Origin of the sequence: Vibrio sp. D431a, assembly GCF_030248655.1 — a bacterium.
In the GTDB taxonomy this organism is placed as follows: Bacteria; Pseudomonadota; Gammaproteobacteria; order Enterobacterales; family Vibrionaceae; genus Vibrio; species Vibrio alginolyticus.
Genome location: NZ_JAHGAP010000019.1, coordinates 177918 through 201243 on the forward strand (window position 1 = coordinate 177918; position 23326 = coordinate 201243).

A 23326-nucleotide genomic window follows, 5' to 3' on the forward strand; every position below is an offset into this window, starting at 1 on the left:
TTAAGAGATACTTTTTATTATAAAGACCTGCCAGACTAGCGCCATCAATAATTGTGCTATAGGGTTCTCATGATTTATTTACTTCCGTTTTTCACCGTTATGATTTGGGGTGGTAACTCAATTGTGAACAAGATGGCTGCGAGCGCCATTGAACCAAGTGCGATGAGTTTCTACCGTTGGTTTGTCGCAATGGTACTCCTAACGCCATTTTGCCTGCCTGCAATCATCAAACAACGACACATTACTCGACCTTACTTAGCTAAGTTGGCGTTTCTTGCGTTACTTGGTATGGTTCTCAACCAGTCACTTGGATACTATGCCGGTTTAACAACAACGGCCTCTAATATGGCCCTGATCACCTCTTTAGTTCCTTTGATCAGTGTGTTTTTAAGTGTCCCATTGCTCGGTAAATCTATATCAATGTTAAGTATCGTCGGTGGTGTCATTTCGCTCGGCGGCTTAGCATTTATGCTTGGTCACGGTGATATCACTTACTTTTTACATCAAGACTTAACGCAAGGTGACAGCTTAATGCTCGTTGCTGCCATGGTATACGCGGCTTATTGTGTTCTGCTAAAACGCTGGAAAATGCCATTCAGTAGTTTGACTCTGGTTTACATGCAGGGCTTCTTTTCTGTTTTGATGCTCACACCACTTTGGCTCTCTAGTGAGCAACTGTTACCAAGCCAAGACGCGCTACCATTAATCGCTTATGCTGGTATTGCTGCTTCCATTTTCGCGCCGCTGATGTGGGTCAAAGCGATTGATTCAATTGGTGCTGATTCAAGTGCTATGTTCATGAACCTAATGCCTGTGGTTTCCGTCATACTTGCTTCAACACTAATTGGTGAGAAAATTTACACTTACCACATTATTGGTGGGTTGTTAGTCATCTCTGGCGTTATCTTGTCGCAAATAAAAGTAAGACAGAGAAAACCATTGTCCAATTCTGAGATTGCCTCTACCGCCAATTAACATCTACACCCCAAGCCACAGAACTACGCTGTGGCTTGTCACTTCCAGCGTTCGAATAAAAGTTAATATTTTGTTTCATTCGCTATTCCCGAAAATTCATCTTGCTGCTAAATTGGGAAAACAATAACCCATCAAGGAAAGACAGATGAGCAGTGGTCAAAGAGACATTACCCTTCGCTTTTTAGCAGAACCCAGCGACGTAAATTTTGGCGGAAAAGTGCACGGCGGCGCCGTAATGAAATGGATCGACTTGGCAGCATACGCCTGCTCTGCAGCGTGGAGTGGTAAATATTGCATTACCGCATATGCTGGCGGCATTCGGTTTGTTGCGCCGATTCATGTCGGCAACTTAGTCGAAGTTAGCGCGAAAGTCATTTATACCGGACGAAGCTCAATGCACATTGCGATTGACGTGCAAGCTAGTGATCCAAAGCAAATGAAAAACAGACTCACCACTCACTGTATCGTTATAATGGTTGCTGTAGATGAAAACGGAAAACCAACCGATGTACCGAAATGGATTCCAGAGTCAGATGAAGACAAAGCCTTAGAGCAATCCGCTATCCGTCTTATGAACATGCGTAAAGAGATTGGGGAAGAAATGGAAGCACACGTTAAATATCTCAAGTAACTGGCATCCGTTAAGAACGCTATTAAGTACCTCAACGTTACCTAGACCCAGAGTGTGGAGCAACATCATGGTTTTGCCATTTGTTTCACGCTCGCCCTTCTCTGTCATAAATCCTTCACCTAGCTTTGCTTAAATCCATCCATTATTTTAGAGTTGGATAGAGTTTGGATCTTGAGACTAAAAGAAACGACCTTAAGTGAAGAGACGTTGACCAATTTAAAAGCGGTCGAGTACCAGTGGGTGAGAACCATGTACGTCGAGGGGTATAACGAAACAGAAATTAATCATTACATTCAAACTTGCTTTGGCGGTGACGTTACCTTTGCTAATCTATTTCGTCGCGTCGCACTGCAGCAAGAAAGTTTGTACACGCTGCTTCAATACGTTGGATGCGCACCTTCCAGCCGAGAGTTTTAATCTCTTCCTTCCCTACCTCAATTTAGCTTTTTACTAAGCTCTAGTTATTTATGTGAAGTGCTACGCAGGGCATTATTCAAGCCCTGTGTAATCCATTGCAAAGCCGCTAATCTCTATCTACTTATTGCACAATTGCCTTTAACAGGCATAAAAAAACCTGAGTCTAAACTCAGGTTATGGTTACAAAAACTGTTAGTGATTGAATCGTAAGGAACTAAGCTAACAGCCAGCTATGCGTAACGCCAATAAAAGCCAAGATATTACTGATCGGCGGCCAAACCAAAATTGTAATATCCGTGCTAAGTATAAGGGCGACCATGTGGTCGCCCTTTTCTAGTTATTCTTATCAATCTCAGACCACAAGAGATTATCCTTTCACACCACCAGCGGTTAGACCACCAACCAACCAGCGCTGCGCAAGTAAGAATACGGCAGTGATTGGCACTGCTGAAAGTACAGCAGCTGCGGCAAAGTCACCCCACAAGTAGTTTTGTGGATATAGGTATTGCTGCATACCCACTGCAAGTGTGTACGAGTCTACATCAGAAAGCAGTAGTGACGCTACAGGAACTTCACCAATTACCATGATGAACGACAAGATGAAGACTACCGCTAGGATTGGCACAGACAGTGGCAGCAATACCAAACGGAATGCTTGCCATGGTGTAGCACCATCAAGAGCCGCTGCTTCTTCTAGAGACGAGTCAATACTTTCGAAGTAGCCTTTAATGGTCCAAACGTGCAGTGCGATACCGCCTAAGTAAGCGAAGATCAGACCGCCATGCGTGTTCAGACCAAGGAAAGGAATGTACTGACCCAGTTTGTCGAACAACGCGTACAGAGCAACCAGTGCCAACACCGCAGGGAACATCTGGAAGATCATCATCGCTTTAAGAATGGTGTTCTTACCTTTGAACTTCATACGAGCAAACGCGTAAGCCGATGTGGTTGATAGCGCCACGATTAGGATTGCAGAAATACCACCCACTTTTACCGAGTTCCACAACCATGTCATTACTGGGAATGGTGGCGGTGTAACTGTACCGTCTGGATTAGTCACCGAGAAACCTAATGCCAATTTCCAGTGATCAAGTGTTGGGTTGTCTGGGATCAGGCTACCCGTTGCAAAGTTACCTTCACGGAATGAAATCGCGATGATCATCAGTAAAGGGAAAATAATCAGTGCCAAGAATGCCCACATTGCAATATGAGTAGCCCAAACACGATACTTTAATGACTTACCTTGTACCATTGCCATTGTAATTTCTCCTTAGTCCTGAGCTACTTTAGTTACACGTAGGTTGATAAGTGCCAATGCGCCAACCAATAGGAAGATAAGCGTTGCTACCGCACTTGCTAGACCGAAGTCTTGACCGCCAGCACCTTCGAATGCGATTCGGTAGGTGTAACTTACTAGTAGGTCGGTGTAACCCGCAGGCTCTGATGTACCAATCATGTTTGGACCACCGCCAGTCAACAACTGGATAAGTACAAAGTTGTTGAAGTTAAATGCAAAACTCGCGATCAACAATGGTGTTAACGGCTTCAACATCATTGGTAGTGTGATACGTGTAAAGTTCGTGACAAAGTTCGCACCATCAATTGCTGATGCTTCATATAAATCGTCTGGAATCGCTTTTAGTAAGCCCATACACAAAATCATCATGTAAGGGAAACCAAGCCAAGTGTTCACAATTAAGATCATGGTTTTCGCCATGAACGGGTCAGAGAACCAAGCCGGGCTAATGCCGAATAAGCCTTCCAACAACATGTTGATCTCACCAAAGCTTTGGTTAAACAAACCTTTAAAGATCAAGATAGAAATAAACGCCGGAACTGCATAAGGCAGGATTAGCAACAAACGGTAAACTGAGCGACCTTTAAGTGCTTCCCACTGAACCACACTGGCAAGGACAAGACCAATAACAAGCGTAAACAATACGGTTAGCGCAGAGAAAACAATGGTCCAGATAAAGATACTGATAAACGGCTCTTTGATACCATCATCTTTCCAAACACGCTCAAAGTTGTGGGTACCAATGTTCACCACGAAACCTGGTGACACTGTGCTGCCAACAAATTGACCGTTTTCATCGACAGGCTGGTAGTAACCTACTTCCATATTTGGACGTAGCGTTTCTTCAGTCCGGTTGTTGTAAAGCGTTTCACCATCTTCTTGTAATGTGTACAAAGGCACAACTGCAGCAAATTTGCGCAGCCCACTCATACGGATATCATCACCGCTTGGCAAATGTAAATCGACACTGCTCAACGCACTGCGGTTCTTAACAATCGCCTTGATTGATTCTTTTTCACCCGTCACTTCTTCAGTTGGTGAAAGATCAAACTCCGATGCTGAAAGGTTATCAAGCTGAAAAGTCGGGCTTGCAAGTAGCTCACCATCTTTTTCAACCACAAGTTGATGGCCTTGCTCCGTTTTATACAAAGTGAACGGGTAGCTATCACCACTTTGGTAAGTTCGGTCCAAAAGTACGTTCTGAGCGCGATCAAAAGAGAGTTGGTTCTTCGCGCTATAGTTGGTAAACGCCAAACCTATGGTGTACGCCAAAGGAAAAAGAATGAAAAGGATCATCCCTGCTATACCAGGGTAGATGTAACGGTGTGCGTACGTCTTTTTACTACCAAAGATGAACAACGCTAAAGCGGTAAGAATGAGCGTAAGTAGTGCAAACGCAATCTCACCGCGAGAATACATAAGGATTGTTGCGTAGCCATTGATGATGCCGACTGTGCCTAAAAGTGACCATTTCATGAACACTTTTTTGCTGCTCGGAAGGCTGGCTTCTGGTGCTGTCATAGCATTTGTACCTTGAACTGACTGCATAGGGAACCTGCTAGCGAATATAGAATAAATATAGAAAAGTAAGGAGGAGTTGCCTCCTCCTTAAAAAGGTCTTACTTAATTATTTAGTCATTTGTTTTTCTGCATCTGCAAGAGCTGCATCGACAGTTTGACGACCGTCAACTACGTTGATGATTGCGTTCTTAGCCGCACCCCAGAATGCGTTCATTTGAGGGATATTTGGCATGATTTCGCCGTTCATCGCATTATCCATTGTTGCTGCGATACGAGTATCTGAATCTAGCTCACGTTGGAACGAGTTAAGTGCTACCGCACCTAGAGGCTTATCGTTGTTAACCATACGTAGGCCGTCGTTTGTTAGTAGATAGTTCTCAATGAACTCAACTGCTAGGTCTTTGTTTGGAGACGCAGTGCTGATACCAGCCGTTAGAACACCAACGAATGGCTTAGAAGATTGACCTTGGAACTTAGGTAGCGTAGTCACGCCGTAGTTAACGCCAGACTTCTCAATGTTGCCCCAAGACCATGGACCGTTGATCGTCATCGCTGTTTTGCCTTGGTTGAACGCAGACTCAGACACGGAGTAATCCATATCCGCAGAGATTACGCCTTTATCAACTAAGCCTTTTACGAAGCTCATTGCGTCTTTAACGCCTTCTTTCGCGATACCTGCGTCTTTAACATCGTAACCTTCAGAAGTGTATTTAAACGCGTAGCCGCCATCAGCCGCCATTAGTGGCCAAGTGAAGTACGGTTCTTTTAGGTTCCACATGATTGCAGACTTGCCGTCTTTTTTAAGTTTTGCATCTAATGCTGCAACCTCTTCCCAAGACTTTGGTGGGTTTGGAACTAGGTCTTTGTTGTAGATTAGAGATAGAGACTCAACCGCAACTGGATAGCCGATCAATTTGCCGTCGTAACGTACTGCATCCCAAGCGAAATCAACGATACCTTCTTGAATATTCTTAGAAGGTTTAATTTCTGCTAGCAGGCCAGCTTCTGCGTAACCACCGAAACGGTCGTGAGCCCAGAATACGATATCAGGACCGTCGCCAGTCGCTGCAGTTTGAGGGAATTTGTCTTGAAGGCCATCTGGGTGAGCCACAGTCACTTTAATGCCGGTGTCTTCTTCAAATTTCTTACCAACTTCAGCAAGGCCGTTGTAGCCTTTATCACCGTTGATCCAGATAGTAAGTTGTCCTTCTTCGATGGCAGCATTAGCACCAAAAGAACCCAAAGCAACAAGAGTACCTAGTGCTACAGCGCTTAACTTTTTCATGTTCGTATCCTTTTTATATTTTTGATGTAGGGCTAGTCCATTGAGGTTCAGCCGTATTTCGACATATATCATCTGAAATAATCCAATATGTCTCATCCTCCTAATCCCTACGCCCTTACAATTATGACGTATTTTCGTGATCTAAATCGCCAAGGGTAAGAGACTCAAATCACAAAATGGATAGTTCCTGTGATCGGTTTCAACTTTAGGTGGTGCAATAATGTGATTTCCGACCAACTGCTTTCTTCCTCCTCCTTTTTTACTCCTCCCTTTCTACTCCCCCTACAATTATTTCTATTAGGAGGATGTCGCACTACGCACAATCTTAGAAACTGCAGTCATCCAAGAGTGGATGGTAAGAACCCTTTCCCAGCAGTGCCTACGTATTAGGAAAAAGATTTGCTGGTTTTGCATTGCCAGACGAGTGGAATGTCATTATTAGTGTTGTTTGTGGTAATTATTTCACGGGGGAGACAATACGAATAATGTGGGGGAGAGAAACTCGTACTTGGCTATGATGGGTAGCACTTCTATTCAGGACATTTTATTGAAGTGCTACCCTACTTTTCTTACCAACCGCAAGAACTTACCGATTCCTACTGTTACTGCTCGCTAGATAATTCATATAATGATGAGCGGTGAATAATAAAAAATTGATCGAGGACGAGCTACATGGCGAGTGTCACGTTAAAAAATGTTTGTAAAGCGTATGGCGACGTACTGATTTCTAAGAACGTAGACCTAACAATCAACGAAGGTGAATTTGTTGTTTTTGTAGGTCCATCAGGTTGTGGTAAATCTACCCTTTTACGTTGTATTGCCGGTCTTGAAGACATTACTTCAGGTGATTTGTATATTGGTGACCAGCGCATGAATGACGTCGAACCATCCAAACGTGGTGTTGGTATGGTATTCCAGTCTTACGCTCTTTACCCGCACCTTAACTTATATGACAACATGTCATTTGGCTTGAAACTAGCAAAAGCAGACAAAGCAGAAATCGACAAGCGTGTTGAACAAGCAGCAGAAATCCTACAACTAGGCCACTTGCTTGAGCGCCAACCAAAAGCACTTTCTGGTGGACAGCGTCAACGTGTGGCGATTGGCCGAACATTGGTATCGCAGCCAAATGTATTCCTTCTAGACGAGCCACTATCAAACTTGGATGCGGCACTGCGTGTAAACATGCGTGCACAAATTACTAAGCTACAACGCCAACTTGGTTGTACCATGATCTACGTAACGCACGATCAGGTAGAAGCGATGACAATGGCAGATAAAATCGTTGTACTAGACGGCGGTTATGTATCGCAAGTTGGTAAGCCGCTTGAGCTTTACCATTACCCACAAAACCGCTTTGTAGCTGGCTTTATCGGTTCTCCGAAAATGAACTTCATGAGCGTATTCATTGATGAAGTAGAAGCAGAGCGCGTCAAAGTTCAACTATCTAACGGCGTATCTTTCTGGATTCCGGTGGATGGTACAACAGTTAACCGCGGCGACCGAATGTCTTTAGGCATTCGCCCTGAGCACCTATTATCCGCTTCTGAAGCTGATGCAAGTATTCACGGTGAAGTGATGATTGTTGAGAAGCTAGGTAACGAAACTCAAGTATACCTAAACCTAGAAGGTGCGGACGCCGACGTTATTTTCCGTCAGCCTGACACGCTTGCAGTCGACACTGGCGATAAAATCGAGATCGGTATTCCAGCTCATCGTTGTCACCTGTTCCACAGTGATGGTCGCGCATGCCGCCGCCTATACAAAGAAAACGGCGTAGAAGTCGAATAATTCATTCGTCCTTACTCAAAAAAATCCCTCTCAAGTGAGAGGGATTTTTTTATCTTAATAAATATCAGCAATTCGATACTAAATCATTAATCGTGAACGAATCAAATCACCCGTTTCTTCTACCCTCACATAAACCATTGTCTTTGTACTGATACTTCATTTTTAATACTTTTCCTCATTCCTCATAAGTAAGTACCAGCTTTTTCCTAACCCGCCAAACTTAGCCAAAGGGCTAAATATCATTCTTATTTCCACTTACCTCAACAAAGCAAATTTTTACACTTATCAACGAAATTACACGTGACAAAAAACTCAGCAGCATTCCACAGAATGCTCTGTGCACTAACTACTAATAACGCTCACGACACGGCAATTGGGGAAGACACCCAAGGGCGGTAGCGTGTCAGAAGGGAAACTGAGTCATGAAACAAAAAGGACTTATCCGCTCTCATGAGATGGAGTTCGCTTTTTTATATCGCATCTCAGATCTTGCTGTCATCGTCTCTTTTATGCTGCTTTTAGTGTTCAAAGACATGAATACTGCGATGGGGAAAGATTACGTCATATTGGCTTTCGTTGGAGGCATCTCTTTTCTATTTATGGCAGAAAGCGGCAATCTGTATCGCTCTTGGCGAACCAGTTCGTTTAAAGAGCAGATGTTTATTGTCTGTGTTTCTTGGGCGGTGACTTCTGCACTTATCTTTATTGTGCTGTATTTTTCTGAAGTCCATACCTTATTTGATAACACAATTTTAGTGCTGTGGTTTGCGATTACGCCCGCTCTGCTCTTAGCATGGCGAGTAACATTCCGTACCGGATTAGCCTATTTGAGAAAAAAAGGATTCAACACTCGCACTGCGATCATCATCGGCCAAACTCCTCACGGCATTACCCTAGCTAACGAAATTCAAAACCACACAGAACACGGCGTGCTTTTTGATGGCTTTTACGACGAACGATCTTCCGACAGATTGCCAAATTCTAATTATCCTATTAAAGGAGCTGTTGACCACGCCCTTGAGCGAGCTAAAAAAGGGGAAGTAGATTACGTCTATATCGCGATGCCAATGCACGCAAAAGAGCGCATTGCGTCACTTCTTAACCAATTCTCAGATACCACCGCAAATACGTATCTGATTCCCGACTTCTTCACTTATAACCTTTTACATTCTCGTTGGGCGCAGATCGGCCAAGTTCAAACACTAAGTGTCTTTGATACACCTTTTGCTGGAATTTCTTCTTGGGTAAAACGGTTTGAAGACATCTTGTTTTCGAGCATTATTTTGGTCTTAATCGCCCCTATTCTATTCGTCATTGCGATTGGCATTAAGGCAACGTCTAAAGGCCCTGTCATCTTTAAACAACATCGGTACGGTCTTGATGGACGCAAGATTGAAGTCTGGAAGTTCCGTTCAATGACAACCATGGATCAAGGTTCCAACGTGAAACAGGCGACAAAGAACGATCCTCGTATTACGCCTTTTGGCGGATTTCTACGTCGCACCTCTTTGGACGAACTACCTCAATTTATCAATGTACTGCAAGGGACCATGTCTATTGTCGGCCCACGCCCTCATGCCGTGGCACACAATGAAGAATACCGTCAGATCGTGGATCGCTACATGCTACGTCACAAAGTAAAACCAGGCATTACTGGCTGGGCACAGATTAATGGTTATCGCGGCGAAACCGACACCTTAGAAAAAATGGAAAAGAGAGTCGAGTTTGATTTGGATTACATCCACCATTGGTCGGTTTGGATGGACATCAAAATCATCTTTATGACCGTTTTCAAAGGCTTCACTGGTGCTAACGCTTACTAAGGTTGAGATTATGAAGAAACTGACAATGGCAATAGCATTGAGTCTGTTTTCTACTGACTTGCTCGCAGAACCGATGGCTTACCAAACCGAGTCTGGTATAGAGTTGATTCCCCTCGTAAAAACTTTCTACGAGGGAGATGACAACATCAATAAAGCGGAAAAATCCGGCAATGTGGAATCGGTCAATATTTGGGGTATAGAACCAAGCTTACTAGCACGTATAGAACGGAATCGCTATCGCGCAGATATTTTATATAAGTTAAAAGCTGGCTTTTCATCTGACGATCGCAACGACTTCGACGACCACACTTTTCAGTTTTCCAACTTTTTCGAATTTAATCATCGTCATCGTTTAGTGGTTGATTACCGTTTTCGCGCCCAGCATGAAGTTCGAGGAGAAGATATTACCGAAGGTAATGGTAGCGCAATCGACTCACCAATAGAGTTCAACCGTAACGATGTAAAAACCAATTATGTCTTTGGATCTAACGGTGCCAAAGGCAGACTCGAATTCGGTTTAGGCTATAGTGATAAAACCTATCAAAACTATCGTGACGGCTTGCCTGGGCGCCCAAACGCTAAAACTAAATACAACGATTTTCGAGCTCCCAATGCACATTTGGAGTTCTATTTAAGAGCGACGCCAAGAACCTATTGGTTAGTCGGAACAAACCAAATCGTAACCGAGTATCAGCATCGAAATTCTGCGCAACCATCGAAAGATAACAACACCAGTTTCTATTACACCGGTGCCGAATGGGAAGTCACAGGAAAAACCAAAGGCATCGCTCGACTCGGTTATCAAATCAAAGATTTTGACAGCGCTCAACGAGAGACATTTAAAGGCTTTAGTTGGGATATCGGCTTTGAATGGTTGCCTCAAGAACAAACTCTAGTCAGCGTGAAAACCACTCAAGCGGCGGTTAACCCCGATCAAGATGGCGATTACAACCTACAAACTCGTTACCGACTGAACCTGAAGCACGATTGGAATAGTTACCTTGCAACTCGCTTAGGTGCTGTTTATCAACAAGATGATTACACGGGAATCTCCAGAAACGACGATCGGTACACTCTATCTTTTGGTATCGATTATCAGATCAAACGTTGGATACAGCTGCAAGCCGATTGGCAATACCAAGATAAAAACTCTAGCCGATCGGATTATAGCTTCGAACAAAATATTTGGACTTTAAGCGCACAGTTTTCTCTGTAAAAAGGATTATTAATGAAGGCATTCATCAAATTCATGAGTGTAGCGTTGTTGCTATTTAGCACTTTGGTCAACGCTGACTCAAACGAGGAAGATTACTTACTCGATACTGGCGATACCATTTCCGTGCAGGTCTATGGTGAAGAAGATCTTACGATTAAAAATATTCTAATAACGTCAGATGGCTACTTTGATTACCCCTACCTTGGCCGAATTAAAGCAATCAAAAAAACACCAAAACAACTCAAGTACGAAATAGAAACGGGCTTAAAAGGCGATTATCTCATCAATCCAAAAGTGATGGTCACCATCAATAACTTTCGTCTGTTTTACGTTAATGGAGAAGTCAGGAAACCTGGTGGATTTGAGTACCGTCCAGGGTTAACCATAGAGAAGGCCATCGCTCTAGCAGGTGGCTTGACCGACAGAGCCTCACGCAAAGGCATTAACCTCACCAAGCATAAAACAGGTCAAACGATGGAGGGGGTCAGTATGCACCGCAACGTTGAACCTGGTGACATTGTATTTATTGACCAGAGCTTCTTTTAAGTGACAGGGAATCAAATGAACGGGACTCATCCAAATAATCTCCAGATGAACAAAGTAGAACTGATTCGTTTTGGCCATCACTTCAAAGCGATTAAAAAGAATTGGCTAAGCATCGCAGCATTCACGCTTCTGTTCTCATTAACTTGTACTTGGTATATCTACTCCAAAGCATCGATATACCAAGCTACAGCTACGCTACTCATCCAAGAGGAGCAAAAAAGCGCCCTTTCAATCGAGGAAGTATATGGCGTCGACACGACAAAAAAAGAGTACTTTCAAACGCAAATCGCCATTTTAAAATCGAATCATATTGCAGATAAGGTCATTAGAGAGCTGAACCTCACCCAATTACCTGAATTCACAAGCTCAGGGGGGTTAAATAAAAAAATCGACCAAATAAAGTCGATTCCTTTTGTTCAAGACCTACTGAATGTGGCACCAAGCCCAAAAGAAACCGCCCAGTTTTCAGAGTCCTATTATCAGGCACTTCAAGCTTTCAGAAGTAAACTCGATATTGAGCCAGTACGTAACACCCAATTAGTCAGAATTCGCTTTCGTTCTACCGATCCTAAGCTTGCGACGACAATCGCCAACGCGGTCGGCCAAGCCTACATTGACGCAAATTTTGAAGCCAAACTGGTCGTTACACAAAATGCGGCTACTTGGTTGACAAATAACTCTCAAAAATTGGAGGAGCGATTGCGTAACTCGGAGCAAGCGCTGCAAGAATTCTTGTTAAAAGAAGGGTTGATCGATATAAACGGTATTGATGAAATTTACGCAAATGAGCTAGAAGAACTCACTCGCAAGCTGAATATCGCTGTTAATAAGCGTATTGAAGCGCAGACGTTAATCCAACTGTTACGACGTAAATCTTCGCAAAGTTTAGACAGCTTGTTGTCAATTGATGAATTCGCTAATCAAGCGCAAATCCGCGATCTAAAATTGTCGGAAGCACAGGCAGCCAAAAATCTCTCTGAACTGGCACAGCGCTACGGACCTAAACATGATCGAATGATTCAGGCGAAAGCACAGCTTGCTGAAATTCAATCAAGAACCCAGCAACTCATCCGTGACATTTCCTTCAGTAAGCAACAAGACCTTCTTGCTGCAAAAGCGCAAGAGGACATGCTTCGAGCAGAACTCGATAACAAAAAGTCAGACTTCCAATCGTTAGGGTCACAAAAAGCGCGTTACGAACAGTTAAAACGCGAGGTTGAATCTAATAAGGCACTCTATGAAGCGTTCTTAAATCGTGAGAAAGAGACCAACGCCACCAGCGACTACAAGAATGTCACTGCTCGCTTTACTGATAAAGCCATCATTCCTCTATTCCCGGTGGCACCACAACGAATCAAACTGGTACTGATTGCCACCTTTTTTGGCTTTGCCATTGCTTGCGCTCTAGTCATCATCTTAGAAACGATGCGAGAAGTTATCCGAAGCACAGCCGATGTGCAGGAAAAACTTGGTGTTACGTGTTTAGGTGTGATTCCTATGGTCAAAAAACGCAATTTGCGTAAAAACGGCGTCAGTTATACCGCGTATTTAGATGATGAAGAAAAGCTATTTAGTGAAGCTTGCCGCTCCGTCAGAACCTCGCTTCTGCTCAGATTAACCAACACGAAGCAAAAGATATTGCCCTTTACCTCTGCTATTCCAGAAGAAGGAAAAACATCAACCAGTATCAATATGGCGGTGTCGTTTTCAAAAATGGAAAAGGTATTGATCATCGACTGCGATTTACGTCGACCTTCCATAGCAAAGCGATTCGGTATTGCTGAATCAAGCCCTGGCTTAACGCATATCCTGACGATGGATACGCCAATCAAAGATTGTGTTACACATATAAAAGAAGCCAACTTAGATGTATTATCGGCCGGCCTAATTCCGCCAAACCCACAGGAATTATTGGCTTCTGATCGCTTTAAAAAGTTGCTCGAACATTTTCAAAATAAGTATGACCGGATCATTATCGATACACCGCCCCTACTGTCAGTGAGTGACGCACTTATTCTTGGTCAGTATGCCAATGGTCTGATTACCGTCATTCGCTCAGAATCGACAAAATCATCACTGGTTAACCTTGCGTTATCTAAACAAATACAACACTCAGTTCCATCTCTTGGCGTCTTAATCACACAAGCCAAGGCCAAGGAAGGAGAGACGCTTTATGTCCAGAAATACGCCTACTAACGTAAACCTATCTTGGTACCAAACGTTGAAAAGCCAAGAACAGCCGGTATTGATCTATCAAATGGGCAAAGTAGGTTCGAGTGCATTAGAGCATTCCATTCCTGACTCGATTCACTTGCACGACCTTATGACCGTCGATGCGCAAAAACAAATATCCCCCGTTAGAGCGCAATTGCATAAGCCTCAGATCAATGCGTTAAAGCGACGACTAAAGCGTATAACGATGAGCCATATGTTAAAGCGCAAAAAAAAAGTTCGAATTATCTCGCTGGTGCGTGAACCGATCGGACGAAATGTCTCAATGTTCTTTCAAGCACTTCCTTTTTGGATGGCGGACAAATATCTAAAGGATGACAGCGCAATACGTACCGAACGACCGCAATTACTCCAAGAAGCATTTGATAAGCACATGAATCATCAATATGCGCTGCAGTGGTTTGACAACGAGATCAAACAACTAACAGGGATTGATGTGTTTAACGAGTCTTTTAATCACGAAGTAGGCTATCAAACATACCATAACAATAACTTCTCACTGTTGGTCATTCGAAGTGACAAGCTAACGAAGGCTAACTCCGCAGTTGAAGACTTTTTAGGTTACCCCGTGGATGTTGTTTATGAAAATCAATCAGACAACAAATGGTACTCGCCACTAATGAAAGAATTCAAAACGCAATTTCAACCTACACCCGAGTACGTTGAAGAAATGCTGAATTCTAAATTGACGAAGCACTTTTTCTCAAATGCAGAAATCACCGACCTTAAACAGCAATATCTGACCAATTAATCATGAAAACCAAGATTCTACATATTATTAATGATCTTTCTCAGAACGGCGGTGCTCAGAAGTTCTTAGTCGACCTTGTTTTAGAACATAAGCCTGAATACGAAATCAAAATTTTGGTCTTGTGTGATGAAAATGATTACTTACCAATGCTATCCGCCCAAGGGATAGAGTGTTTTAACTGGCGCACATTGTCATTGAGTGAGAAATTCTCTTTGCTGCGTTGGCCGGATGTCGTTCACGGGCACCTCTACCCTTCCATTTACCTAGCGCTATTGGCAGTAGGTAAAAAACGAATCCAGACTGAGCACTGTTCTTATAACCGTCGACGTGACTATCCGCTGTTTAAGTTCATGGAATACGTCTTGTATTGGGGCCACGACTTGACGGTCAGTATTAGTGAAAAAGTACAAGATGAACTGGTGAAGTTCATGCCTCGCTACCAACACAAATATCACGTGGTGCACAATGGCGTTGATTTAAAAAGGTTTTCTATGACGCCAAGATGCGCCAGCCACCTAATCGACAAACCAGTTATCAAGATTGGAATGGTGGGCCGACTTCACCAACATAAAGATCATGAAACGCTTATCCAAGCACTTATCCATTTACCAAGACGATACGAACTCCACCTTGCGGGAGATGGAGAAAAAAAATCGTCACTGCAAGCATTGGCAACAAAAATCAACGTCGCGCAACGTGTTCACTTTCATGGCGTAGTTTCTGACGTTCCAGCCTTTTTGAACGACATGGATATTTACGTGCAATCGTCGCACGTCGAAGGCTTTGGTTTGGCGGCGGTTGAGGCGATGGCAGCAGGCTTACCCGTACTATCGTCGGACGTACCTGGTTTGGATGACGTCACCGGACGTGCCGAATATTTATTTCAAGTTGGTAACGTCACTGAACTGAGCCAAAAAGTTCTCCAGCTGTGTGAAAGTGTTGAGCGGTATGACGCTGCAAGTCAATACTCAGTCAATAGGGCCTCTCTCTACACCATCGATAAATTTCGTGAAGGTTACTATGGAATCTACCAGCAGCTTTGCGCCAACAAATAGTTCCGCGCCATCGAGCCATCGCGCCTCATTGCTTGCAGCATGCCTATTAGCATTGTTCTTTATTCCTATGAAGTTTCGTGCTGGAGGAATAGCGCTAGCCCCATCTGACATCGCAAGCCTTTTGTCCATTGGTTTTACTGCATTAGTGGTATTGGAAGGAAAAGCTGAAAAACTCATGCATCCCTGTATGGGGTTCCTCGTATTGTTCACTGGGTATGTGTTCATAAATGGTCTGCTAAATCGCGTCCCTTTAATGCCGCTAGTTATAGAAACTGTGCAATGGTTAGCGATTTTGTGCCTACTGAGCCTGATGTACGCCTATGGCGTGTTTGATGACGAACGGGTAATGGTTTATTTCACGTATCTGTTGTTTTTCATCTGTACGCTCGTTGCCTTATGGCACTTTGCTCAGGGCTATCAAAGCGGGTTTAAGTTACTCGGGGTAAGTAAATACGGGTTCGGTGTACTGTGCTCGCTACTGTACCTTTATCGAGATAAAATTCGCGCTTTCCACCTTTTGATGCTCGTAGCTTTAGTATTACTGGTGTTGTCACAAGAAAGAAAAGCGCTACTTGGTTTTTGTCTGCTTTTCTTCTTTGACCAACTGCTCGTAAAAAACTTAATGAGAAAATCGCTCAGCGAAACGTACACGTGGACGATTTTATTAGCCTTAAGCTTCACTGTGTTTACTGCCGTCACAACCACACTCTACGTTGGGTTTGAAACGCTAGCAGACACATTGGAAATAACCCAAGAAGACGTCTTATTTGCCAACCAAAGTGAAGCACGCTGGGTATCGAATCTTCATAGAAAACTTTTACTTGCCAATGGGCTAGATATTTTACTTCAACACCCAGTGTTAGGTGTCGGCGCGAAAATGTTACCCAACTTTATGATCAGTTACTTTAATTATGATGAGCTGGCGATCTACACCCACAACTTTGTGTTAGATACCGCAATTGAATACGGATTGCTTGGTATCGGTCTGCTGTTTGGTGGTTATTTTCTTTTTATTCGCTTTTGCTTCCGTAGTCTTAATGAAAACAGAAAAAGCCTATTACTTGCGATATACGCCCTCATCATGGTGTTTTTCGTTGCGGTAAACACCACCATAATTTTAATACTCTTATTACCCGTCATGATCAGCATGAGCAACGACTCAAGGGCCATTGCTCATACTTTTCCGGTAAACCATCACCACGAATATGAATAATCAAGGATAGGATAGATGAAGTATTCAATCTCTCGACAATTTGAAAAGAACCGAGAACTCCAAGCTGATAATTTTGTTTTAGTTTACCAAATGGGCAAAGTTGGCTCCTCATCAATTGAGCACACGCTAGGGGAGAAAAATATCCCGAGCTATCACATCCACACCTTTGATGATCACGAAGAATTTCACATGTATCACAATAAAAAAGACGTGAGTAAATTCTTCGACTTCCGAAACCGCGCACTCTATCGCTTAGTGCTCAAGCAGCGAAAACGTATCTTACAAAAACGCGAGCAGATTAAAATCGTTACGCTGGTCCGCGATCCAATCGCAACTGTCTTTTCTCGTTTCTTTCAAGACCTCCATTTGCAATTTATCGAAGGCAAAAAGAATGATGCAATTCACCGAGATATGGAAGTCACGTATCAGCACCTCGAGCATTGCTTTGATAACTATATCAATCTCAACTATTTTGCGGACTGGTTCGACAACGAGTTAAAGCGTAATTTCAATATCGATGTGATGCGCCAAGAGCTGGACAACACTCAACCTTTCTTCACATTCCAGAACGCTCAGGCCAACGTCATGCTAATCAAATGCGAACAGCTCAGTTCTCTTGATAAAGAAATCGGTGAGTTTCTTGAGTTGCAAGACTTCGTGCTGAAAAACAGCAACGAAGCGAAAAACAAGTGGTACTCCAATATCCACCAACACTTTAAGAATCACTACGACTTCTCAAAACTGTTCTATATGTACGATCTTCCCTTGTATCGCCACGTTTATTCAGAGCAAGAGCGTGATGCTTTTAAACACAAATGGATGCAAACACCAGGGACAAAATCATCATGAAGAAAGTACTCCATGTTACAGAAGCATTTGGAGGTGGCGTTCAAACCGCCCTCTATAGTTATGTTCACTCATCCAGAGACGAGCCTTATCAGCATTTCTTGCTAGCCAGAGCCCGAGAAAACGACTTGACCAATGAGAACAACCACCACATTTTCGTACAGACAAAGTGGGTAGAAGGCGGCTTGCTTCAATTTATTCGCGATGCAAACCACAAGATTGCATCACTTGGCCCCGACGTCGTGCATTTGCACTCGAGTAAAGCAGGATTTCTCGGCCGATTTCTAAAGCTTGGCAAGGCACGCTTGGTTTACACACCGCACTGTTATGCCTTCGAACGTGAAGATATCTCAGAGCTTGCACGCCAGATCTATAAAGCACTAGAGAAAGTAAAACTGAGCAAAATTGATGTGGTTGCAGGCTGTAGCCAACGAGAGTGTGACCTAGCCATTAGCATTGGTGCGAAACGTGCCGAACTGCTCAACAACTACGTGTCTTATCAAAGTGAAGATCGTATAGAGCGAAACAAGCAAGAAGCGCTGAAGCTCGTTGTACTTGGTCGTGTCGCGCCCCAAAAAGATCCTCAGTTTCTTATCAGCACATTGCAGTTCCTTAATCGGTATGCGCTTAACCGCCCGATAGAGATCACATGGATAGGTGGCGGTGACCACGTACTCGAACAGAAATTACGCACTGAAAATGTGGATGTAACGGGCATGCTGCCTCGCGATGAGGTAGTTGAAAAGCTCAAGGGTTCAGACCTTTATCTACATACTGCAGCATGGGAAGGGATGCCGTTAACCATTCTAGAAGCATCCAAGTTACATCTTCCTATGGTTATTCGGACCATCGGCGCAACCAAAGATCTCAACTACCCGTTTTTAGCGCTCACACCTGAAGAAATGGCCAAGCAGATCGCGCATTGTGTCAATCATTATGAAGAGATCGATTTTCGCCAATATACAGCAGAATTAAACGATGCCTTCAGTGAAGAAAAACAGCGCCTCGCACTCAATAAACTTTACGGTTAAATGCCCCTATGTTTCACACTGTTCAACAAAAATTACTGTTGATGCCCAGCGGTAAAAAAAGCTTGTTATCTACTGGATTAAAAACCGCAATCACGCGTGTGTTGAGTGCGCTATTTGCTTTTTTACTGACTCTGATTGTATCGAAGACCAGTGACGCTTCGACGGCCGGTCAATTTTTCTTTTTATTCAACCTAGTCTCGCTACTCGCCGTCGTTTCTCAGCTAGGTTTTGATGTCTCGTTAGTTCGTTACAATGCGATCGCTTTTAATAACAAAGAGAAGCTTGAACAAAGCCAAAACTATAAAACCGCACTTTATCGAAGTATGGCATTTTGCTTGCTCGTCATAGGCGTTTTGTTGGCAGGGTTTAATCTGTTTCCAGAGCAGCTAAACCAGACTCAATCACCAATGTATGCGATTATTTTATGCTTGCTTTGCATACCTTTCTTGGTGCTTGCGCAAACCAACAGTCGGGTGCTTCAAGCATGTAGAAAAGTCGTATCATCTCTGTTTGCGTTGCAGCTTGGGGTAAGCATGTTGATGGTCATTTTTGTCTTTGCCCTAGACTATATCGGTCAGCAAAATATCAACAATCTAATGACCGCACTGCTTTTAGCGAGCATAGGTGTCGCGGTCATATCTAGTGCCAATTGGCTTGGCTCAGATCAATATCAAACATCGGCTTTCGTACCAAACAAAAAAATGGTCTCTTCTGCCAAGCAAGTCTGGGTTGGCAGTATCTTCACGAATGTTCTTCAATGGGGAAGCCTTGTTATTGCGGGCTTTTTTATCTCAACAGCGGAACTCGGTTTGTTAGCCGCAGCCCAACGCACATCACTACTGATTGGCTTTGTGCTGATTACCATTAACTTTGTGGTCGCCCCGATGTTTGCCTCTCTCTACAAAGAGCGTCAAATGCTCAAACTGCAGAATCTGAGCCGCTTGGCGTGCCGAGCCAATGTTGGTTTAGCGATTGTACCCGTAATTATTTGCACCCTCTTCCCCGAGTTTGTAATGCAGTTTTTTGGTGAGGAGTTTCTCGCCGCGGCGCCACTATTAGTCGTCCTTTCTCTGGGGCAGTTAGTCAATGTTGCGACTGGTTCAGTAGGGTTTTTATTATTAATGAGCGGTCATGAGAGAACCATGAAATACATTACAATTTCCTCCGGTACGGTGTCCATCTGCCTACTTGTTACGCTTTGCCAAATGTTTGGGGTGATTGGTGCAGCGTGGGCAATGGCAATTGGCATGGCTATCCAGAATTTAGCTGCACTGTACTTTGTAAAACGTTACTTAGGCTTCTTTCCAATAGGTTAATTATGGCTTTAATACTGGCACGCACGAGTTTTTTTTTAGTCCTGATGCTAACCGCTTCACTCTCTTTGTGGAAAAGCTCTGACCTACACCATACTGCTTACCTGCAAATGGAAACCTACTTAGGCGGATCGAGTACGCTTCACTTTACTTTCAGTTTATTGATCGGCTTTTTATCGGTTTTCACGTTCCCTTCTCTGGTGAGCTCGAATAAAACCGACATTTTTGGGATTCGTCTTTTGCTACTGCTGTTGGCTATCGTTTCAATGGAAGAAATAAGCCAACTTTTTATTCCAAATCGATCATTTAGTTTTGATGATCTCAGCACCAACTGGATAGGTGTTATCTCAGGTTACTTTAGTGCCAAGTTAATTCGCTTCATCCGCACTCGGTCGTTCTAGTAATACAGGAATCTCTGGGGGATTTGGGTATATAATTACGCCAAACAACCAGACTAACGAGTACATCATGCCATCTCATCCAACCAAGATTACTTTTTTTGAATTCTTAACCCCGTTGATCACGTCAGGCAAAAAGACGATAACGATTCGAGATGAATCAGAAAGCCATTACGTTCCCAATACAGAAGTCGAAGTTTTTACCTTAGAAACGGATCGTAAAGTCTGCGATATCAAGATACGTTCTGTAGAACCACTTCACTTTGAAGGTATTAATGAGTTTCATGCAGAACAAGAAGCCATCGAACTACCAAAACTCAAGCAGTTAATTCGAGAAATCTACCCAAATACCGACACGCTCTTTGTTATTGAGTATGAGCTGATTAAATAACCCACAACAAATACTAGACGACTGGTCTAATTCATTCTATAGTACACTTCATGAACGCAAAGACGAATGACACACGCCAACATATTCTCGACGTCGGATACGAGTTGATCGTAAACCGAGGGTTCACGAGTGTTGGTCTTTCAGAGCTATTAAAAAAGGCCGCAGTGCCAAAAGGCTCGTTTTATCATTACTTCAAATCCAAAGAACAATTTGGTGAAGCGATGATTCAAGACTACTTTACTAAGTATTTTGAGCGTTTAAACGCACGCTTTACCAATACTGAACTGAGTGGCTACCAACGCCTAATGAGCTATTTCGAAGAAATGGTCAAAGTAGAAGACGACGTGTGTAATGCGAACAAATGTTTATTGGTTAAGTTAAGTGCAGAAGTCTCCGATCTCTCTGAGTCAATGCGCTTGGCATTACGCCAAGGAGCAGACAAAACCATTCAAGCGATAGCGGATTGCATTGACATCGGCATTCAAGATGGCTCAATCCCCAATGGTGACAGTGCGTTATTAGCAAGGCAGATATACTACCTTTGGAATGGCGCTAGCTTGCTGAACAAACTTTATCAAGATCAGGCAGCATTGACGCAAAGTCTGACCTATACTCAACACTTACTGCAGAATACGCGCACTTGTCCATAACGGGCGGCGTGGAAGCAGAATGAACACCCTACACACGTTTCACTGTCAGAAAAAGCGTCAGTGTTAACACAGTAAACCTTCCCGCTTTAAATAAGCGGGATATTTTGAAATAAATACTAGACGACCGGTCTAATCAACAAGTGAGATAGATATGACTAACGCAACAAATCGCAGAATAGTACTCGCGTCACGTCCCCATGGTGCACCGACACAAGAAAACTTTCGTTTAGAAGAGGTAACGAAACCGACTCCGAAAGAGGGTGAAATGCTATTGAGAACGGTTTATTTATCTCTAGATCCATACATGCGTGGTCGCATGAGTGATGCCGAATCATACGCTGACCCTGTTGCAATTGATGACGTAATGGTCGGTGGTACAGTTTGTCAGGTAGAAACATCAAACCACCCAGATTACGAAGCAGGTGAATGGGTTCTTGCCTACACTGTTGGCTGGCAAGACTACGCTATCTCAACTGGTGAGATGGTCATTAAACTTGGTAAAGAACCGCAAAATCCTTCTTACGCGCTAGGCGTTGCAGGTATGCCAGGATTTACCGCGTACATGGGTTTACTCGACATTGGTCAGCCAAAACCAGGGGAAACCATCGTGGTAGCAGCTGCTACGGGGCCTGTAGGCGCAACAGTTGGTCAAATTGGTAAAATCAAAGGTTGCCGAGTTGTTGGTATAGCAGGCGGAGAAGAAAAATGCCGTTACGCTAAAGAGGTGCTTGGTTTCGATGAGTGTATTGATCACAAAGCTGAAGACTTTGCAGAACAACTGAAAAATACCTGTGACAAAGGTATCGATGTTTACTTCGAAAACGTAGGTGGCAAAGTATTCGAGGCTGTAATGCCACTTCTGAATACAAATGCGCGTATCCCACTTTGTGGTTTGATTTCTCAGTACAACGCGACAGAGCTGCCTGAAGGTACCGACCATCTTCCATTACTAATGGGTAAGCTCCTGACCAAACGAATCAAGGTGCAAGGCTTCATCATTTTTGATGATTACGGACATCGTTACGGTGAATTTGCGCAAGATATTAATCAATGGTTGGCAGAAGGAAAGATCCAATACCGCGAACATCTAGTACAAGGACTGGATAATGCGCCAAAAGCATTCATCGGTCTGTTGGAAGGTAAGAATTTCGGCAAGCTTGTAGTACAGATTAACGACCCATTATAAAAAGGGATATGTAAATGATTAAACTTCACCACCTCAATCAGTCTCGTTCAAAGCGCATCATTTGGTTACTTGAAGAGCTAGATGTAAATTACGAAATTGTACCCTATGTCCGTGATTCCGTGACCTTCATGGCACCGCCAGAACTAAAAAGTGTTCACCCATTAGGAAAGTCACCTGTTCTTGAAGATAACGGCGAGATTATCATTGAGTCAGGTGCAATGACCGAATATTTGATTGAGAAATACAGTGACGGAGCCTTTGCTCCTGAGCGCGGTACAAAAGCACACACAGAATATTTGCAATGGATGCACTTTGCAGAAAGCTCCGCAATTTTACCTATGCTGCTAAAAATCTTCGTAAGCAAAGAGCCAAATGAAACTCAGTTTTTATCAGGCTATGCCGACAAGGAAGCAATGAATGTACTAGGCTACTTCGAGCAATCCTTAGAAGGCAAAACTTACCTAGTAGAAGAGCGTCTGACTGGCGCAGACATCATGATGTCTTTCATTGTCGAATTGGTTCAAAAGTTTGGTTTAGTTAATCACTTCCCTAATATTGAACGTTATGGGAAACAGCTCGCGACACACCCAGCATTTGCAAAAGCTGAACAACTTGAAGTGAAGTACTCTTAATTACTTCCCCCTTTCGCCCCTTTGATGACACGTAAAACTTCATTTAAGGGGCGATATTACTAGCATCGCAGACACGCTAACTGGATAGCGCTCCCCCCTGTCAATCGTATTCGAGAACGTCGATTG

Annotated in this window: 22 protein-coding genes; 19 read left to right on the plus strand and 3 right to left on the minus strand. The window is 43.4% G+C overall.

Going from position 1 to position 23326, the window contains the following annotated elements:
• The first annotated feature begins 69 nt into the window (after positions 1-69).
• The 3 genes from KJB35_RS17185 to KJB35_RS17195 all read left to right on the plus strand — a co-directional run bounded on the left by KJB35_RS17185 (position 70) and on the right by KJB35_RS17195 (position 2023).
• Positions 70-975 (plus strand): DMT family transporter, encoded by a 906-nt coding sequence (locus KJB35_RS17185; RefSeq protein WP_042521576.1) that lies wholly within the window; start codon positions 70-72, stop codon positions 973-975.
• 145 nt (positions 976-1120) lie between these two features.
• Positions 1121-1606 (plus strand): acyl-CoA thioesterase, encoded by a 486-nt coding sequence (locus tag KJB35_RS17190; protein ID WP_005375279.1) that lies wholly within the window; start codon positions 1121-1123, stop codon positions 1604-1606.
• 171 nt (positions 1607-1777) lie between these two features.
• On the plus strand, positions 1778-2023 hold the full coding sequence (locus KJB35_RS17195; protein WP_005375277.1) for a hypothetical protein: 246 nt from the start codon (positions 1778-1780) through the stop codon (positions 2021-2023).
• 367 nt (positions 2024-2390) lie between these two features.
• On the opposite strand, the gene malG is transcribed toward KJB35_RS17195, so the two are convergent.
• From malG to malE, 3 genes are all read right to left on the minus strand, one after another.
• On the minus strand, positions 2391-3281 hold the full coding sequence (gene malG / locus KJB35_RS17200) for a maltose ABC transporter permease MalG (protein WP_005375275.1): 891 nt from the start codon (positions 3279-3281) through the stop codon (positions 2391-2393).
• Between the two features lie 12 nt (positions 3282-3293).
• Positions 3294-4868, minus strand: a complete 1575-nt coding sequence (gene malF / locus KJB35_RS17205) for a maltose ABC transporter permease MalF (protein ID WP_191116396.1) — start codon at positions 4866-4868, stop codon at positions 3294-3296.
• Between the two features lie 79 nt (positions 4869-4947).
• Positions 4948-6126 carry a maltose/maltodextrin ABC transporter substrate-binding protein MalE gene (gene malE / locus KJB35_RS17210; protein ID WP_005375272.1) on the minus strand — a complete coding sequence of 393 codons (1179 nt, stop codon included), beginning with the start codon at positions 6124-6126 and terminating at the stop codon, positions 4948-4950.
• Positions 6127-6798: 672 nt separating this feature from the next.
• On the opposite strand from malE, the gene malK reads away from it, so the two are divergent.
• The 16 genes from malK to KJB35_RS17290 all read left to right on the plus strand — a co-directional run bounded on the left by malK (position 6799) and on the right by KJB35_RS17290 (position 23200).
• A complete protein-coding gene (malK, locus tag KJB35_RS17215) occupies positions 6799-7917 on the plus strand; it encodes a maltose/maltodextrin ABC transporter ATP-binding protein MalK (protein ID WP_005375271.1) in 1119 nt (372 codons plus the stop codon).
• A gap of 422 nt (positions 7918-8339) precedes the next feature.
• The gene (locus tag KJB35_RS17220) at positions 8340-9740 is read left to right on the plus strand and encodes an undecaprenyl-phosphate glucose phosphotransferase (RefSeq protein WP_213907579.1); all 1401 of its coding nucleotides are present in this window, start codon (positions 8340-8342) and stop codon (positions 9738-9740) included.
• Between the two features lie 10 nt (positions 9741-9750).
• Entirely contained in the window at positions 9751-10956 is a 1206-nt protein-coding gene (locus tag KJB35_RS17225; protein WP_017635284.1) for an outer membrane beta-barrel protein, read from the plus strand.
• Between the two features lie 12 nt (positions 10957-10968).
• Entirely contained in the window at positions 10969-11502 is a 534-nt protein-coding gene (locus tag KJB35_RS17230) for a polysaccharide biosynthesis/export family protein (RefSeq protein WP_005375265.1), read from the plus strand.
• A 15-nt stretch (positions 11503-11517) separates the two neighbouring features.
• Entirely contained in the window at positions 11518-13698 is a 2181-nt protein-coding gene (locus tag KJB35_RS17235) for a polysaccharide biosynthesis tyrosine autokinase (RefSeq protein ID WP_005385847.1), read from the plus strand.
• A complete protein-coding gene (locus KJB35_RS17240; RefSeq protein WP_005385848.1) occupies positions 13676-14485 on the plus strand; it encodes a putative capsular polysaccharide synthesis family protein in 810 nt (269 codons plus the stop codon). Before KJB35_RS17235 ends, KJB35_RS17240 begins: the two co-directional genes overlap by 23 nt.
• 2 nt (positions 14486-14487) lie before the next feature.
• On the plus strand, positions 14488-15540 hold the full coding sequence (locus KJB35_RS17245) for a glycosyltransferase (protein WP_005385849.1): 1053 nt from the start codon (positions 14488-14490) through the stop codon (positions 15538-15540).
• A complete protein-coding gene (locus KJB35_RS17250) occupies positions 15506-16753 on the plus strand; it encodes an O-antigen ligase family protein (RefSeq protein ID WP_104980115.1) in 1248 nt (415 codons plus the stop codon). Before KJB35_RS17245 ends, KJB35_RS17250 begins: the two co-directional genes overlap by 35 nt.
• Positions 16754-16768: 15 nt before the next feature.
• Complete coding sequence (locus KJB35_RS17255) at positions 16769-17602, plus strand: putative capsular polysaccharide synthesis family protein (protein ID WP_017821256.1); 834 nt, start codon at positions 16769-16771, stop codon at positions 17600-17602.
• Entirely contained in the window at positions 17599-18630 is a 1032-nt protein-coding gene (locus KJB35_RS17260) for a glycosyltransferase family 4 protein (RefSeq protein ID WP_053307886.1), read from the plus strand. The genes KJB35_RS17255 and KJB35_RS17260 overlap by 4 nt, the downstream gene beginning before the upstream one ends.
• 8 nt (positions 18631-18638) lie before the next feature.
• Positions 18639-19946 carry an oligosaccharide flippase family protein gene (locus KJB35_RS17265; protein WP_053307887.1) on the plus strand — a complete coding sequence of 436 codons (1308 nt, stop codon included), beginning with the start codon at positions 18639-18641 and terminating at the stop codon, positions 19944-19946.
• Between the two features lie 2 nt (positions 19947-19948).
• Positions 19949-20344, plus strand: coding sequence for a VanZ family protein (locus KJB35_RS17270; RefSeq protein WP_053307888.1), 396 nt, complete (start codon positions 19949-19951; stop codon positions 20342-20344).
• 67 nt (positions 20345-20411) lie between these two features.
• Complete coding sequence (yqfB, locus tag KJB35_RS17275; RefSeq protein ID WP_053307889.1) at positions 20412-20732, plus strand: N(4)-acetylcytidine aminohydrolase; 321 nt, start codon at positions 20412-20414, stop codon at positions 20730-20732.
• Positions 20733-20782: 50 nt separating this feature from the next.
• Positions 20783-21382 (plus strand): TetR/AcrR family transcriptional regulator, encoded by a 600-nt coding sequence (locus tag KJB35_RS17280; protein ID WP_005385858.1) that lies wholly within the window; start codon positions 20783-20785, stop codon positions 21380-21382.
• A 151-nt stretch (positions 21383-21533) separates the two neighbouring features.
• Entirely contained in the window at positions 21534-22568 is a 1035-nt protein-coding gene (locus KJB35_RS17285; RefSeq protein ID WP_053307890.1) for an NADP-dependent oxidoreductase, read from the plus strand.
• A gap of 14 nt (positions 22569-22582) precedes the next feature.
• Complete coding sequence (locus KJB35_RS17290; protein WP_005375238.1) at positions 22583-23200, plus strand: glutathione S-transferase family protein; 618 nt, start codon at positions 22583-22585, stop codon at positions 23198-23200.
• The last annotated feature ends 126 nt before the right edge of the window (positions 23201-23326 follow it).